The 15,281-nt window shown below is 62.4% G+C and carries 14 protein-coding genes and 1 tRNA gene; 2 read left to right on the top strand and 13 right to left on the bottom strand.

What is annotated here, in order from left to right; translation table 11 throughout:
- The first annotated feature begins 155 nt into the window (after positions 1 to 155).
- Positions 156 to 1,994: a glutamine--fructose-6-phosphate transaminase (isomerizing) gene (gene glmS / locus ACOQPD_RS13345; protein WP_420612449.1), complete on the top strand. Its 1,839-nt coding sequence runs from the start codon at positions 156 to 158 to the stop codon at positions 1,992 to 1,994.
- A gap of 62 nt (positions 1,995 to 2,056) precedes the next feature.
- Positions 2,057 to 2,419, top strand: a complete 363-nt coding sequence (acpS, locus tag ACOQPD_RS13350) for a holo-ACP synthase (protein WP_420612450.1) — start codon at positions 2,057 to 2,059, stop codon at positions 2,417 to 2,419.
- 5 nt (positions 2,420 to 2,424) lie between these two features.
- Here the strand turns inward: acpS and ACOQPD_RS13355 are convergent, their stop codons facing one another.
- From ACOQPD_RS13355 to eno, 13 genes are all read right to left on the bottom strand, one after another.
- Complete coding sequence (locus tag ACOQPD_RS13355; RefSeq protein WP_420612451.1) at positions 2,425 to 3,579, bottom strand: aminotransferase; 1,155 nt, start codon at positions 3,577 to 3,579, stop codon at positions 2,425 to 2,427.
- A gap of 115 nt (positions 3,580 to 3,694) precedes the next feature.
- Positions 3,695 to 4,807, bottom strand: a complete 1,113-nt coding sequence (locus ACOQPD_RS13360; RefSeq protein ID WP_420612452.1) for a CaiB/BaiF CoA transferase family protein — start codon at positions 4,805 to 4,807, stop codon at positions 3,695 to 3,697.
- Positions 4,804 to 5,226 carry a PIN domain-containing protein gene (locus tag ACOQPD_RS13365; RefSeq protein ID WP_420612453.1) on the bottom strand — a complete coding sequence of 141 codons (423 nt, stop codon included), beginning with the start codon at positions 5,224 to 5,226 and terminating at the stop codon, positions 4,804 to 4,806. Before ACOQPD_RS13365 ends, ACOQPD_RS13360 begins: the two co-directional genes overlap by 4 nt.
- Before the next feature lie 373 nt (positions 5,227 to 5,599).
- Entirely contained in the window at positions 5,600 to 5,998 is a 399-nt protein-coding gene (locus ACOQPD_RS13370; protein WP_420612454.1) for a hypothetical protein, read from the bottom strand.
- Positions 5,999 to 6,001: 3 nt separating this feature from the next.
- A complete protein-coding gene (locus ACOQPD_RS13375) occupies positions 6,002 to 6,544 on the bottom strand; it encodes an SAM-dependent methyltransferase (protein ID WP_420612455.1) in 543 nt (180 codons plus the stop codon).
- Positions 6,545 to 6,623: 79 nt separating this feature from the next.
- Positions 6,624 to 8,447, bottom strand: a complete 1,824-nt coding sequence (locus tag ACOQPD_RS13380) for a GmrSD restriction endonuclease domain-containing protein (RefSeq protein WP_420612456.1) — start codon at positions 8,445 to 8,447, stop codon at positions 6,624 to 6,626.
- A 95-nt stretch (positions 8,448 to 8,542) separates the two neighbouring features.
- Positions 8,543 to 10,480: an NB-ARC domain-containing protein gene (locus tag ACOQPD_RS13385; protein WP_420612457.1), complete on the bottom strand. Its 1,938-nt coding sequence runs from the start codon at positions 10,478 to 10,480 to the stop codon at positions 8,543 to 8,545.
- 130 nt (positions 10,481 to 10,610) lie between these two features.
- Complete coding sequence (locus ACOQPD_RS13390; RefSeq protein ID WP_420612458.1) at positions 10,611 to 11,909, bottom strand: ISL3 family transposase; 1,299 nt, start codon at positions 11,907 to 11,909, stop codon at positions 10,611 to 10,613.
- A gap of 57 nt (positions 11,910 to 11,966) precedes the next feature.
- Entirely contained in the window at positions 11,967 to 12,191 is a 225-nt protein-coding gene (locus ACOQPD_RS13395; protein ID WP_420612459.1) for a hypothetical protein, read from the bottom strand.
- Positions 12,192 to 12,867: 676 nt separating this feature from the next.
- Positions 12,868 to 12,952, bottom strand: a tRNA-Leu gene (locus ACOQPD_RS13400).
- A gap of 58 nt (positions 12,953 to 13,010) precedes the next feature.
- On the bottom strand, positions 13,011 to 13,532 hold the full coding sequence (locus ACOQPD_RS13405) for a DUF501 domain-containing protein (RefSeq protein WP_420612460.1): 522 nt from the start codon (positions 13,530 to 13,532) through the stop codon (positions 13,011 to 13,013).
- Positions 13,525 to 13,920 (bottom strand): FtsB family cell division protein, encoded by a 396-nt coding sequence (locus ACOQPD_RS13410; protein WP_420612461.1) that lies wholly within the window; start codon positions 13,918 to 13,920, stop codon positions 13,525 to 13,527. Before ACOQPD_RS13410 ends, ACOQPD_RS13405 begins: the two co-directional genes overlap by 8 nt.
- A gap of 2 nt (positions 13,921 to 13,922) precedes the next feature.
- Positions 13,923 to 15,197 (bottom strand): phosphopyruvate hydratase, encoded by a 1,275-nt coding sequence (eno, locus tag ACOQPD_RS13415; protein WP_420612462.1) that lies wholly within the window; start codon positions 15,195 to 15,197, stop codon positions 13,923 to 13,925.
- Positions 15,198 to 15,281: the final 84 nt, after the last annotated feature.

Below are 15,281 nucleotides of genomic sequence, written 5' to 3' on the forward strand. Positions count from 1 at the left end.
GGGGTGGAAGCGTGTGACCGGCACCTAGCCGGCACAGCGCCGCGCGGCGAGTACGACCGCCCGTGTCCTGACCGGGCAACGGGCAGACGTTTCTCCCAGCAACCCTTGCGGGTCCGTCATCGGTCCGCAGACAGACCGGAGGTTGGGAGGCGAAGATGTGCGGCATCGTCGGATATGTGGGTCCCCGCCAGGCGCAGGACATCCTGATGCACGGCCTGGCCCGGCTCGAGTACCGGGGATACGACTCCGCCGGGTTGGCCGTGGCCAGCCGGGGGAAAGTAGGCATTACCAAGGCGGAGGGGAAACTCGCCCGGCTCATCGGACGGGTGGATCGGTCTCCCCTTACCGGCAATGCCGGCATAGGCCACACCCGGTGGGCGACCCACGGGGTGCCGTCGGATCGCAACGCCCACCCCCATTGCGACGAGACCGGCGAATTCGCGATCGTCCACAACGGGATCGTGGAGAACTTCCAGGTCCTCCGGGACCGCCTCGAGGCGGGCGGGGTTGCCTTCCGCTCCGACACGGACTCCGAGGTCCTGGCCCACCTGGTCGCCCTCGCCTATGACGGAGACCTGACCGAGGCGGTCCGCCGGGCCATCCGCCAGGCGGAAGGCGCCTACGCGCTCGTGGCGATGACCTCCCGGCAGCCGGATCGCATCGTGGCGGCCAGGATGATCAGCCCGCTGGTGGTGGGCCTCGGCGAGGGGGAGAATTTCCTGGCATCCGACATCCCGGCGGTACTCGAGCACACCCGGGAGTTCCTGCTGGTGGAGGACGGCGAGATCGCCACCGTCACCAGCGAGGGCGCCACCCTCGAGACCATCGCCGGCAGCCCTGTCCGGAAGCAGCCCTTCACTGCGGAGTGGGAGACCGACTCGGTGAGGAAGGGAGGGTTCGATCATTTCATGCTCAAGGAGATCCATGAGCAACCCGACGTGATCGCCCGGACCCTGGGGGCGCGGATCCGGCCCGGCGGGGACGGGGGTGAGCAGGTGGCGCTGGAGGGTCTGGAGTGGTCGGATCGAGATCCGGCGGCGGTCGACCGGATCTGGATCACCGCCTGCGGCACCGCCTACCACGCCGGCCTGGTGGGCCGGGTCCTGTTCGAACAGCTGGCCGGCATCCCGGGCGAGGTCGCCTTCGCCCACGAGCTTCGCTACGGCAGGCCGCTCTTCCGCGACGGATCGCTGACTCTGGCGATCAGCCAATCGGGCGAGACCGCCGACACGGTGGCCGCCGCCCGGCTGGCCCGCCACCACGGGTCGCGCCTGCTGGCCCTGACCAACGTGGTCGGATCGAGCCTGGCCCGGGAGGCGGACGATGTCCTGTACACATGGGCCGGTCCCGAGATCTCGGTTGCCTCGACCAAGGCGTACGTGGCGATGCTGGTGGGGGAGAGCCTGCTAGCCCTGGCGCTCGGCCGCCGGCGTGGCCTTCTCTCCCGGACGGAGGAGCGCGACCTGGTGGCCGAGTTGCGGACGCTACCGGATAAGGCGACCTGCGTGCTGGAGGACATCGACCGGGTTGCTCGCCTGGCGGACGTACTGGCCGGATCCACCGATGCCTACTTCATCGGCCGGGGCCTCGACCTCGCCTCGGCCATGGAGGGCGCTCTCAAGCTGAAGGAGATCTCCTACATCCATGCCGAGGCGATGCCGGCCGGCGAGCTCAAGCACGGGACCCTGGCCCTGATCTCGGAGGGCACCCCGGTGGTGGCCGTGGTCACCCAGGAGGACGTGCACAGCAAGGCCATGCTCGGCCTCCAGGAGGTCAAGGCCCGGCGCGGGCTGGTCATCGCCGTCGCCTACGAGGACGATGAGGAGATCGGAACGGTTGCCGACCATGTGCTGAGGATCCCTCGTGTCGCCGACATCTTCTCTCCGATCCTGGCCGCCATACCCCTCCAGTTGCTCGCCTACTTCGTGGCCCGCCGCCTGGGCAGGGACATCGACCAGCCGCGGAACCTGGCGAAAAGCGTGACGGTCGAGTAGCGCTCCGGGCGGTGCCCCCGGACCCTTCGCCTCCTAGTCTTGGGGTCATGCGGATAGTCGGGTTGGGCACTGACTTGGTCGACATCGAACGGGTCGAACGGGTCCTCGCTCGCTATCCACGCTTCGCGCAGCGGTGCTTCACGCCGCACGAGCAGGCATATGCCGAGCGGTTCTCCAATCCGGCCCGCCGCTACGCAGCGCGGTTCGCCGGCAAGGAAGCGGTGATGAAGGCGCTCGGCACCGGATACCGGAAGGTGCGCTGGCGCGATGTCGAGATCACCGGAGGAGGCAAGCCGGAAGTCAACCTGACCGGCACCGGCGCCGCCCGAGCCGCTTCGCTGGATGTCACCCGGGTGGAGATAACCATCACCCACACCGATCGCCAGGCCCTCGTGTTCGCCATCGCATTGGGGGATGCCGGGTAAAGGCGCTACCAGGCGTCGGCGCCGGCTATCAGCCTCCGGGCCAGCTCGGCGACCTGTTCATCCTCCAGATTGGCGAAGGCCAGCCGCAGGTAATGGTCCTGGCCGGGGCCGAACATCTCGCCCGCCAGCGACAGGATGCCGAGGCGGTAGAACAGCCGTCTCGCCACCTCCTTGCTTCCCATTCCCTCGAACGGATGGCGAACGTACGCGAAGTAGCCACCGGCCGAGACCACCGAATAAGGGCTGCCCTCCATGGCCGCTACGAAGCTCTCGACCCGACGGTTCAGCATGTGGCGATTGGACTCCACCCACGGTCCCAGGTGCGCCAGCCCGTGCCGGGCGGCCTCCTGGCCGATCCGGTTGGGGCAGATCGTGAGGCAGTCGGCCGCCTTGTCCACCTGGTGGAGCATCCCGGCGGAGGCCGCCATCCCGCCTACCCGGAAGCCCGGGATCGAGTACACCTTCGAGAAGCTCTGGATGTGGATGACGTTCCGGTCCCAGCCGGGATCTTCGAACAGGCAATGCGCGGGCTCGGTGGTGGTCCGGAAGTCCCGGTAGGTCTCGTCAAGGATCAGGTAAAGTCCCCGGTCGGTCGCCAGGCGGGCGAAGGCGGAGATGAGTTCGGGGGGATACACCGCCCCGGTCGGGTTGTTGGGCGTGACCAGGACGATGGCCCGGGTGCGGTCCCCGATCAAGGACTCGGCCATCTCCACCGACGGAAGCATCCCGTCCGAGCAGGCCAGGTAGTCCGGCTTCACGCCGCTGATGCTCAGCCACATGTCGTGGTTGAAGTAGTACGGAACGGGCAGGATGACCCGGTCGCCGGGCTCGCACACAACCGCCACTGTCAGGCAGAAGGCCTGGTTGGCGCCGGCCGTGACCGCCACCTGGTCGGGTCCCACCGTTCCCCGGTAGGTGGCCGAGAGGTCGGACGCCAGGGCCCTCCGCAGTGCCGGGTCGCCCAGGACGGGTCCGTATCTCGAGACGGCGACAGCATCCAGCCGGGACAGGTGCTCCGTCAGGAGAGTGGGCGGTGGATAGCCGGGGACGGCTTGAGATACGTCGAGCAACGGGTAGCCGTGGTCGTAGCCGCCATCGGCCACCCAGGCCCGCACCTCGCTCACCGGGGATGTCACGGTCGCCCTGACCCGGCGGCTCAAGTTCGGCGGAGATCGGTCCATGCGGCGTCCTCGCTGTCGTCTGCTCAGCCTCGGCGCCAACCATAGGCGCGATTCTCGCCGGCTCGCCGTCCGTTCCGGCAGCCGAGGCTCGCGGTCAACCGAGGGCATCCGGAGCGGCCGGACGGGTCGAAGGATCGTCATGGGCGGAGAGCTTGACCGGGTTCCCGGCGATCTCCAGTCTCGTCCCGTCGGGGAGATCGACCCCGACGATCATGTTCCGGGCCCGCACGGCCGGGTCGGCCATCACATCGGCGATGTCGTTGATCGGGCCACACGGAACACCGGCCCGTTCCAGCCGTTCCAGCCAGACGTCGGCCTGCTCGCTCTCCAGCGCGGCCCCCATCTCCTCGCCCAGCTCATCGGCATGGCGGGCCCGGGCGTCGTTGTCGAGGAACCGGGGATCGTCGGCCCACTCCGGCCGGCCCAGCGTCGCGCACAGCTTTCGGAAGAGGGCGTCGTTGCCGGCTGCGATCACGATCGGGCGGTCGGCGGTCAGGAAGGTGCCGAATGGGGTGATCGATGGATGGCGGGCCCCCAGCGGGCCGGGTACCTCCCCGGTGGCCGAATGCCGGGCGATGGCGTTCTCCAGGATGGCCACCTGGCAGTCGAGCATGGAGATGTCGACCATCTGGCCCCGGCCGGTCCGTCTCCGGTCGTGAAGGGCGCTGAGAATGCCGGCCACCGCGAACAACCCGGCCGTGATGTCGCCCACCGATGTTCCCACCCGCACCGGCGGACTCCCTTCGACGCCGGTCAGGCTCATGAGACCCCCCATGCCCTGTACCACCATGTCATAGGCGGGACGTTCCCGGTAGGGGCCGCTATGACCGAACCCGCTGACCGCCGCGTACACCAACTCGGGCCAGCGCGCCGACAGCTCATCCCATCCATAGCCGAGCCGTTCCAGGGCTCCCGGCCGGTAGTTCTCGACCAGCACATCGGCGCCGTCCAGCAGCGCCTCGAACCGCAACCGGTGAGCAGCATCCTTGAGGTCGAGCATCACGGCCGTCTTGCCCCGGTTGAGGGATTCGTAATAGACGCTCCGACCACTCACGAAGGGCCCGAACCCGCGAGCGTCGTCACCACCGCCCGGCGGCTCCACCTTGATGACGCGGGCGCCGAGGTCCGCCAGCACCATCGTGGCGTAAGGGCCGGCCAGCACCCGGCTCAGATCGACGACCGTGATGTCGGAGAGAGGACCGCTCATGGTCGTGGGTCCCAGGGGTTGAAGGTGTGGACAGCGAGGTCTCGGAAGTCGGCCACGTTCCGGGTGGCGATCGTCAGGTTGTTGGCGCGGGCTGCTCCGGCGATGAGCGCGTCGCCGAGGTCGAGGGTATGTCCCGAGCGGCGTGCTTGTGCTCGGAATCGAGCGGACCACTCCGCGCCGATCCTGTCGAGGGTCAGGATGCGGTCCTCGTATATGGAAACGATGCTCGAGACCATCGCCGTGAGGCGGGCCTGCCGCCGTCCGGCCGGGAGTAACCGCAGGCCGTATTCCAGCTCATGTATGACGATCGAAGACAGCCACAAGTCGTCATGATCGGTCAGAAACTCGATCACGTACGGCGAAGGGCCATCTCTTGTCAGTTCCGACACCACGTTGGTGTCCAAGAGGAAGCCGTTCAATCCGGCGCCTGTTCGCTGAAAGGAATCTCCCTTGCGGATCGTCTGTCCCTAGGAATTTCGAGGTTCAGGCCGCGCGGTACATTCTCTATCAACCACTTCCCCAGGGGTTGGCGAGGTGGCGCCTTCTCGTACCATGTCGCCGCGGGAACCACGACATAGGACCGGCGGACACCTATGCGTTGCGGTCCCTCAGCTTCTGCGAGGCGCAGTATCTCGGAGAGGCGCCCCTTGGCCTCGGCCACGGTCCAGATCCGCGTTGCCCCCGAATCGATCATTGTCCGGTCCTCCTAGGGATGAACTAGTCCATTATAGACCACTTTATGTGACAACACGAGCGCGAGGCCGATCGAGTCGCTTTGGGTTGCTGCTTCTTTTAGATGGGCTTGCGAGCCAGGAAACAGTACAGGGGTGTGAAGATCCAGGTCCTTCCGCCTGCGACGTAGGCGTCGGCGGTTTGATCCAGCAGCCTGACGACCTCCTTGGTTCCCATCGGGAGCACCCGCAGCACCTCGGCGACGCCGGCCATCCCGATGTAGGCCTTGCGGCTCAGCGATCCGAGACGGGTGTCCATGGGCTGGTAGCAGGGCTTCGCCGGGCCGGTCCCGTCTACGGCCCGGTTTCTCCCCTCGATTACCTGGAACCCCGCCGTCTCGAGGGCACGGTCCACCTCATCCGTCGTCGCGATGTCCTTGAGCGCGATGCCGTGCATCAAGCCTTGCTTTATGGCCCGGTGCCCGCTGTCGTCGGGATCGAACCTGTCTGTCAGACACATTTCCTAGCCCCAGAAGAGCGAGCCGGGTTTCAGCACCCGGTAGATCTCGGCGAACGCTCCCGCCTTGTCGGGCGCATGGCATGTCGACTCGATCGCGTAGGCCCTGTCGTACGTGCCGTCGGCGATGGCTCCATGTCCATGAAGCTGGTAGCGAGGTAGTCGACCATGTGGTCGAGTCCCGCCTCGGCGTTCAACGATCTCGCCCTTGGCCAGCTGGACTTCGCTGTAGTTGACCCCTAAGACCCTGACACCGGCCTCACGGACGACAAGACGCATCGGGCCGTCGATGCCGCACCCGACATCGACCACCCTCATGCCCTCGCTCAACTCCAGCTTGGAGATCATCAGCCGCTGGTGCCGGGTCTTGGAATCCTCCAGGCTCTCCCGGGGCGAGAGCGGAGCGAAGTGCAGCGACCCGCCCCAGCCGAAGATCATCAACTCGTTGCAAAGGTCGTAGTACTCCCGGACGGTTTCGGCATGCTGGTAACCCTGAGCGTCCGCATCGTCCGCCGATGCTCGGTCAGTCCATCCATCGAAGCTCCGCACACGACGGGTGATGTCCGAGCCGCGATACGTGGACCTCAGTCCCTTCAGGTATGATAACGCCGACGAATCGTCGAAGATGTCATCGAGTAGGGCAACCCGGTGGAGTACCGCAGGTGCGATGATCAGCCAACCTTCCGATACTTCCGCGGAACGTCTTCTCTCGTTCCTCAACGAAGTCCTCAAAGTCTTCCGGGGTGAAGGGATATCTCATCAGGATACTGAAGGCTCGGTGAGAGATAAAGTGGGATCGCAGTATCTTGACTACCTTCTCTTCTCCATTTGCCGCTATAAGCTCCGGTAGATAGACATTTGGGAGCCGGTCCTTGATTACCTCACGGTTGGTTACCCGAGTAAGTGGTGTGCGGTTTACGATTGTATCGATGGATGTCTTCCGTCCAAAGTCACTACCCAGACTCTTCGGCACGATGTGATGGTCATCCATGTCCCCATGCTGGGGAACATTACCGGACACCCAATCACGAGCGCCGTTGAGTACTAACAGATTGAACATCCCATTGTAGACGGAGGTACCTCGCCTAGTTTCGCGTCTGAGATCAAGGTTTTGAACACTGCCTTCGAACTCGGCGACGAGCCCAGGCTCAGCCCTATCGTCCCCGAACCATGTCTTCATATCCGTATAGTCACGGGCGCTTGTTGATTCAACAGCGCCTGAGTAGCGGTTCATGAACACGCTGGCCCAGTACCAGAACTGAATCTTGCCTTGAGCGTCAAGCCTTTGGTCGGGAGGAAGCCGTTGAGCTTCGGCCTGCAAGGTCGCGAATGCTGGCAGTATCGATGCATATGGTAGGTACTGATTTGAAATCACACCGAACTCCCTGGGGTGACGGAGCAGATCAATTGCGCGAACTAAAGCATCGACTGCTTCGTACCAAAGACTCGTGAACTCTGATGTGTCACTGACGAGCACGTCTGGGCGAAGCGTACCATCCTCACCGCGCACCTGCCTTGGACTACCAGGTATTAGATGATATAGATATTTGGGCGAGCAATACGCCTGCCGGAGTATTGACATCACCTGAAGCACATATACGTTGATCCGCCTCGCTTTGACAAAATCTAGACGAGGAGCAGCATCTCTCCAAAGATCTTGTCTGAGCCGTATTCCCTTTGGTCTCAAGAGAGCATTCAGCAAGTCAAACACGTCTAATCGTCGCCCACGACTGTTGATCTGTGTGAAAATGTCACAGACCTTGTCGATCTCTAAATCGCGGTCGAGTTCGATATAGGAAATCTGATACTGCTCAGTGATAGCCTTCAGTTGTTCGCCAAACTTCTTCGCACGATCAGCATGGTGCATGGCGACGTCGGATTCATGCTCCTCAAGTGTCTCTGCTGCCATGAGCCAGTGCTTCTCATAATCCTGTACCCAGTTAGGTAAGTCCCAGCCACCCGTCCCGATCACCGAGAGAGGGAACAAATGGGTCTCGAATTGTTTTTGGCGATCCTTTAGAATGTTTAGTCCTCGCCGAGTCCAATCGTATATGAAGGCTTCTTCGTAGACCTCGTCAATAAAGCAGTCTACTTTAATAAAGTATAGGAACCGGTTACGACGTTTGGGCGCTGCCTCGTCGGGCGCCACAAACGCGTAATACATCGCCGTAAGACGCTGCTGACCGTCTAAGACGATGTCTGTTCTTCCCTTGTCACTGCTAACGCCATAGATCGGCTCGCATGAGAGAGCCTCGAAGTTCTCCTCTTTGCCCTTCCAAAGGAGTAGGCTACCAATGTAGTAGTCTCTAAATATAGAGCGCATGAGTTCGTTGATATCCGAAGGCTCCCACTCGAAAGCCCGCTGGAAGTCGGGAATCACGTACCGGCCTTCACGCAAACGAGTGAGCATGTTGGTGAGACTGACGTGGTCAGGCTTCTGTGAGTTTCTCATGCCGGATTAGTACCTCTAGCTTCTAACCGCGGCAACTCGCCACCTCCGGTCCGGGTATCGTTGTAGGGCGGTCATGATGCGACTCGTTACGTTCTTCAGAAGCCTTGGTAGCTGAGCCGCTGGCGTTCCACCAGCAACTGAGGATCGTCAGGATCCTTGAGGCTCCACTCATCTAGGGCCTCGCCGACCCGCGAACGAAAATATCTCTCGCTGTGGTATTCACTTTGGCTATTCATGATACGCGCCAGGCGCACATAATTGAGAACAATCGCTCGATAGATAAGGCCCACCAGCCAGCGCCGTCTGCTCAGAGATCCCGTAAGGTACGCGTCCGAGTTGGGAAGTCCACCATCAACTGACAAGCCGTCGCGTGCTGCTCTCAAATAGCTCTCTGCCCGCCTTGCCTCTCGTTCCGCTCGGCCAATATGGGTATATTGCAGGTCCTTCGCCTTTAAACTGCAGGCGTATCCTGCTGCATACAAGAGACTGACAGAGTGGGGAATCAACGCTAGCCCCTTCTCAGCTGCTTCCGCTGCGGAAGTCCACTCTTTCTGGCGTGTTTCCAGTGTCCACCAATGCCAATACATATCCTCGTTAGCTGAGTTCAGGTTGGCGGCCTGTGTAAACGCATTTCGTGCGTCCGTGTATCGGACCGGCCGCCACGACTTATACAGCCATCCTAACTTCCCGTATAGATCAGCGTAGTGGGGGAACCTCTTGATGCCATTGATCAAGGTGTCGTGCGCTGCCTCAAAGTTCTCGTGCTTGGCATACTTGTCCGCTCTACGAATGAAGCGACTCAGTAGTTCTCTAGATTCCCTGGTCGCCTGAGATTTCCCGCTCAGAGCACGCACCATGCCCTTCATTCGCCGTGCTGCGTCTCCATCTCCGTAGACTTCAATCACCAGGCGCCGCGTATTGGTATTGAGGATGAAGCGTGGCAGATTGCGTACTACATGTGGCTCAGGGACGAGGAATAAGCCCTGTAGTTCTTGAATGGCTTCATGGCAGGCGTCCTCTGAGAGTTCTGTGATGAGTGAGATGTCTTCGAGTGAGACATATCCACCGAATAGAGCACAAGCTAGTAAAACGTTCTGTGCTGGTAGCGTCAACAACTCATACTCGCGCCCTAAAGCATACCTGCGAGCAGCTTCACCTTTGTATTTCTTCCAGAGGGTAATCGCCTGTCCTGGAGTCTCGCCCACTCGGCACAGTCTTAGAAGGTCTTCCATGAACAGGGGGCTGCCGTCGCAAGTGTTCACGATTCTGCGACCTAGCTTCTTGGTGAACTGGTGAGTAGATAGTCCATACATGTCCAGCCGAGTGCTGATGAATTCAAGCCCATCTTCCTCGGAGAGTCCTCTCACCTGGGTGAAGGATGATCCGAATAGTGCCGGGATACGCCGTGAAGTCAGCAGCAATCGTGATCTAGTAGCACGGATGTTTTGAACGAAAAAGCTAACTGTCTCATCCTGTTGGGTCAACGTATCAACATCATCCAGAATCACTAGAGATGGACACTCAGTAAGATACTCAAGGCATTCGCTCCTTTTATCGGTAAGTGGCAGAGCTAGAACATAATCAGGCGCAGCACAAGCTCTTAGGATCCAGTCTATAGCGGACTCTAATCCTGCAAACTCAGGAGACTCGAGGGGGACCGTCTGACCCCCCAAGAACCGCCGTGCTTTAGCGCTGGCCCAGATAACAGCTTCGAGCTGAAGATGGAGCGGAGGTTCGTCACGTATCTGTGTTGCGAACTCGTAAGCTATAGCGGTCTTGCCTTTTCCGCCGTCACCGGCGAGAAGCCACAGATAATAGTCTGACATCGTAGGGTCTCTGAGCCATCGATGAAGTTCCTTAAGTTCTTCACGTCTACCTACGAATGTCGATACGATCGATTCACGTGATGGAAGAGTACTATCATCAGGTAGAGACCGGCTATTGGCGGAAAATATACCGTCTCGTAGTTGTTCGAGTTCCTGAGCTGTATCAGGATCTATGTACTGGAGGACATAGCGGGCGGAGTTCAACATGTCATAAGCATTAGCAGGACTAATAGGTTCCTCGGACGGATGGCCAAGGACTGGGTCGCGAAGACTCTTGATGTACTTACATCTACTGAGGATGGACGAGCGTGTCGCCTTGTAAGTGGCTCATCGCGTTTCAGTGGGGAGTGATGGTGGTGAGTAGGTTCCAGTTGGGTTTCCCGGCGTAGAGGAGTGCTCTGATTCGGTAGTTCGCGAAGTTGCGGAACCCGAAGGCTGTTCGCTTGATGCGTTTGATGAGGTTGTTGAGGGCTTCGGTGGGTCCGTTGGTCACTTTGGATATGTGCCAGTTGGCGATCTGGGGGGTCCAGCGGGCGATGGTTCGGCCCAGTTTGTTGATCTCGGGTGGGCAGGATTCGTGTTGGAGGTCGTCGGCGAGTTGGAGGGTGTATCGGAGGGCGGTTGGGATGCTGTCGATTTGGTAGATGCCCCGTACGGTCTCTTTGGCGTGCCAGGCTGTGCGGACTTCTCCGTGGGGGTCGCCGGCGTCCAAGAGACCCCGCAGCCGGATGCGGCCCCGGTCGCTGATCCGTTCCGAGGCGGAGGTGAGTAGCCGCCGTATCCGATACAGGGGGTCGTGTTTTCGGCCTCGGTGCCCGAGGGTTTCGTTCTGAACTCGGCGGCGTACTTCGTCGAGTCGCTGGTTAGCGAGCCGTATCACATGGAACGGGTCTGCGACCTGCGCGGCGTTGGGCAGCACCCTGTCATACGCGGTCCGATACGGGCCGGACATGTCCAGCACGGCCCAGCGGATCCCGTCTCGCCACTCCACCGGTTGTGACCGGAACCACCGGGCGGCGCTTTCAGCTGTCCTACCAGCCACGATGTCGATCAGCTGGCGGCCTCCGACATCGACCACAGAGGTGCACCACACCTTGGTCCGCCAGCGGCCCTGACGCCAGAACAGGGTCTCGTCCACCCCCACAGCCTCAACTTGGCCGACCCGAGAGGTGTCGGCCTCCAACAGGGCTTCGCCCCAACGGGCAACCTCGTTGTTCACCGTATGCCATCCACAACCCAGTTCTGTAGCGACCTCATCGACCGGGCGACCCAGCTTCCCGACCTGGACGGTCACCCACCGAGCCGCCCTCGATGTCAACAATGCCCGCTCCGGACCAATCCCCGGATCCTGTTCCACGAACGACCCAACCGCGCACCCAGGATTCGGGCACGCCCAGCGCCGTTTCCGCCACCGCAACCGAACAGGCCGCCCGAACGCCGGCAGGTCCACCAACACCACCGTCCGATACCCCTTCGACCACAACCGGCTGCCACAGTCATCACAGGTCGGGCGGGGTCGCCGGGAGCGGATCACTACCTCCAACGGTTCGTCCCCGCCTCCGTCGCCGATCCCGACCAGATCAACCTCCCCAAGGCCGACCAGCAGCTCGCACATGCGCGTAGGATCAGCTTCCACAGGGGTCCTCCTGCCTCGGATGTGTTTTCTCAACAGCCGATTATGGAGGACCCCTCCTCACTTCTGGCGGATTCCGACCCCCCTGGAAGATCCCCTACTCCCCACCCATTCGCGAAGAGCCTTGTAAGTGCGGTCGGGCGTTTCCGAGATGTCGGGAAACAGGATGGTGAAGTAGCGCTCAAACAGATTGTAGAAATGGTTGACGCTGAGATAATCGAATTCATCCACAAGCGGGTTGTCTAGCTCACCTGTCTGGCGCCGTAATTCGGCATTGGCGGACACTTCAGGCCACTCCTTTTTTAGCGGAGCTGTTAGCTTGGCCAACCAGTCGTCCGGATAGCGATGCTTGAAGATAGATCGTATATGGCGAACGACCGTATTTCGATATAATCGATATATACCATCGAAGCAAATTGTATTTAGTGAGTTGAGTGTTGTCATTGTGCGGTTGTGTCGTAATCCGGCATGTGCCTCTCTGACTGGTGTCGCTGTGACGTGCGATGTGGTCGGTCAAAGCCGGATGGAATCTTAACCGACAACGAGGACGCGCCAACTTGCACGACTACGGACTCCACGAGTCAAGGATCTGAGTTGTCACATGTGAGTCGCTGGGCCGACGGCGATGGTTGTGGAGGCACGCCCATTCGATTGTGGTTCTGAGCCTTGGTTCGTTCGGGACGGGGGCCCTCAACAGAGGCGTGGATTGTGGTTGGCGCTCGGAGGCGAATGGGCACCGGGTTTCGGCGCTCGTTCCCCCAACAGCGTGAACACCCACGGCTAGGTGCCCGGCGTCACTACTGAAGTGTCCGGAGGGGTGCAACTGGCGGCCAATCATTCTCCTGTGATACCGCGCGACAGGCCGTTGTGTACCCTCCTGCCTGGAAGCCAGACATCGGTCAGGGCAGCGAGGAACATGCCCCGCCATGGCCGGTATAAGCGAAGCACCAGGAGAGCCCGGTACCCGGGGTGGGACTCGAACCCACACGCCCTTTACGGACAGCGGATTTTAAGTCCGCCACGTCTACCGATTCCGTCACCCGGGCCTGCGACCCATTGTCGCACCATCCGGCCGGCGCCGCCGCCGACCTCCGGCCTCACAGCTCAGCGGGGCTCGACCCAGTGCGGGTTCCTGGCGGCCCGGCCCTCGGCGTCGGTCACGCAGGGAACCGGGCAGTCGAGCGGCTCCACCCAGGGAGAAACCAGTTCACCCACGGGATTGGCGTTGCCGGCTCGCGTGTCCGCGTAGTGGGCATGGAGGCACTTGACCCCGCTGGTGGCGCCGGCCACTCCACCCCGGGGCTGTGGTTCGGCACCCTCCGGAAGCAGGGCGTCGCGCTGGGCGGTGTAGCGGGCATGCGCCGCTTCCAGGGCGGCCCCGAATGTGGGGACCCGGTCCGCTCGCCGGTCCAGCGCCTTGACCCCGCCGCCGCTCTCGATGCGGCTGATCCGCCGTACCGCGAGGGGGCAGGTCAGCCAGTACAGGGTCGGGAAGGGCGTGCCGTCCTCCAGTACCGGGGGCACCCGGACGACGACGGGGAGGTCGAGATGGCAACGGGAAAGGGTGGTGATCTCCGCCCGCGAGGGCCGGCCGATCTGTGCCGCTACGACCTGGCGCTCATCCATCGCTCATGTCGTGGCCGGTGACGAAGTCCCACAGCGCCTCCCAGAATCCGCCGGACTCCGGAACCACCTCGTTCGATCCGCCGCCCTGGGGCACTGCTTCCTGGGGTTCATCGGCCACGATGACGACGTAGCTGGTTTCTCCGGGATTTACGTAGCCGAAGTCGGCTCGGGCGATGCGCTCGATCTCGGTCGGGGAGTGCAGCAACTCCACCTCCCGTTCCAGCCGGGCGTTCTCCTCCCGGATCTCCGCCAGATGCAGGCGAAGATCCTCGGCCTCTCCGTTGAGCGCCACCAGCTGGCGTACCGGGAACACGTCCACCGCAGCAACCAGCACCAGCCCCAGCATTATCAGCGGAAGAAGGATGCTGCGGCGCTGGCGGGCTTCCACCGTCAGCCGCCTCCGTAGAGCGACAGGCCCGGGTAGCGGGCCTGGCTCCCCAGCCGCTCCTCGATCCGGAGCAGTTCGTTGTACTTGGCGGTCCGCTCCGACCTGGCCGGTGCTCCGGTCTTGATCTGTCCGGCATTGGTTGCCACGGCCAGATGGGCGATGAAGGTGTCCTCGGTCTCGCCGGACCGGTGCGAGACCACCCGTCCGTAGCCGGCGCCCCGAGCTATCTCCATGGTGTGAAGGGTTTCGGAAAGCGACCCGATCTGGTTGACCTTGACGAGAACGGCGTTCGCCACGCCCTGGTCGATGCCGCGGCGCAGGATCAGGCGGTTGGTGACGAAGATGTCGTCCCCGACCAGCTGGCAACGGCCTCCCAACCGCTCGGTCAGCAGGGCCCAGCCCTCCCAGTCGTCTTCCGACATGCCGTCCTCGATGGACAGGATCGGGAAGGTGTCGACCAGTTCCTCGTAGAATTCGACCATGCCGCCTGCCCCCAGGGAGCTGCCCTCGAGTTGGTAGGCACCGTCGCGATGGAATTCGGTGGCGGCCACGTCGAGAGCCAGGCCGATCTCCTCGCCCGGTCGGTACCCGGCCCGCTCGATGGCGGCCATCAGCAACTCCAGGGCCTCTCGGCTGCCGGAGAGCTCCGGTGCGAACCCGCCCTCGTCGCCCACGTTGGTGCTCAAGCCCCGGGCGGACAGGACCTTCTTGAGGGTCTGGTAGACCTCCACGCCGGCTCGGAGAGCGGCGGAGAACGACGGCAGGCCGGCCGGAACCACCATGAACTCCTGGACGTCCAACGGGTTGGCGGCGTGGGCGCCCCCGTTTAGCACGTTGAGCATGGGAACGGGCAGGTCCTGGGCGGAGGGCCCGCCCAGGTAGCGGAACAGGGGCATCCCCAGCTGGGTTGCGGCGGCGTGGGCGCCGGCGAGGGACACCGCGAGGATGGCGTTGGCGCCCATCCGGCCCTTGTTGCTGGTGGCGTCGAGATCGATCATGATCTGGTCGATGAGCGGCTGCTCGGTGGCGTCGTGTCCGATTACCGCAGGCCCCAGGATGTCATTGACGTGCGATACGGCCCGGGTCACGCCCTTCCCGGCGTAGCCGGCGCCCCCGTCCCGGAGTTCGACCGCCTCGAGGGTCCCGGTCGAGGCGCCGGAGGGCACGGCGGCTCTTCCCACGGCACCGCCGCTGAGGCCTACCTCGGCCTCCACGGTCGGGTTACCGCGGGAATCAAGAATCTGCCTAGCGCGGACCGTAGAGATGGTGGTGGCCACCGGTGCTCCCTTGAGACTGGCTCGTTAACTTATCACGATGAGCCGCCAATTCCGGGCATCCCCTACTCACGCAGGCTCCGCAAT

Origin of the sequence: Candidatus Spongiisocius sp., from assembly GCF_965221825.1 — a bacterium.
In the GTDB taxonomy this organism is placed as follows: domain Bacteria; phylum Actinomycetota; class Acidimicrobiia; order Spongiisociales; family Spongiisociaceae; genus Spongiisocius.

Coding starts and splice junctions, on each gene's coding strand:
- glmS (WP_420612449.1), top strand. CDS start 156: ATGTGCGGCATCGTCGGATATGTGGGTCCCCGCCAGGCGCAGGACATC.
- ACOQPD_RS13360 (WP_420612452.1), bottom strand. CDS start 4,807: ATGAGCGGTCCTCTCTCCGACATCACGGTCGTCGATCTGAGCCGGGTG.
- ACOQPD_RS13370 (WP_420612454.1), bottom strand. CDS start 5,998: ATGTGTCTGACAGACAGGTTCGATCCCGACGACAGCGGGCACCGGGCC.
- ACOQPD_RS13380 (WP_420612456.1), bottom strand. CDS start 8,447: ATGAGAAACTCACAGAAGCCTGACCACGTCAGTCTCACCAACATGCTC.
- ACOQPD_RS13385 (WP_420612457.1), bottom strand. CDS start 10,480: ATGTTGAACTCCGCCCGCTATGTCCTCCAGTACATAGATCCTGATACA.
- ACOQPD_RS13405 (WP_420612460.1), bottom strand. CDS start 13,532: ATGGATGAGCGCCAGGTCGTAGCGGCACAGATCGGCCGGCCCTCGCGG.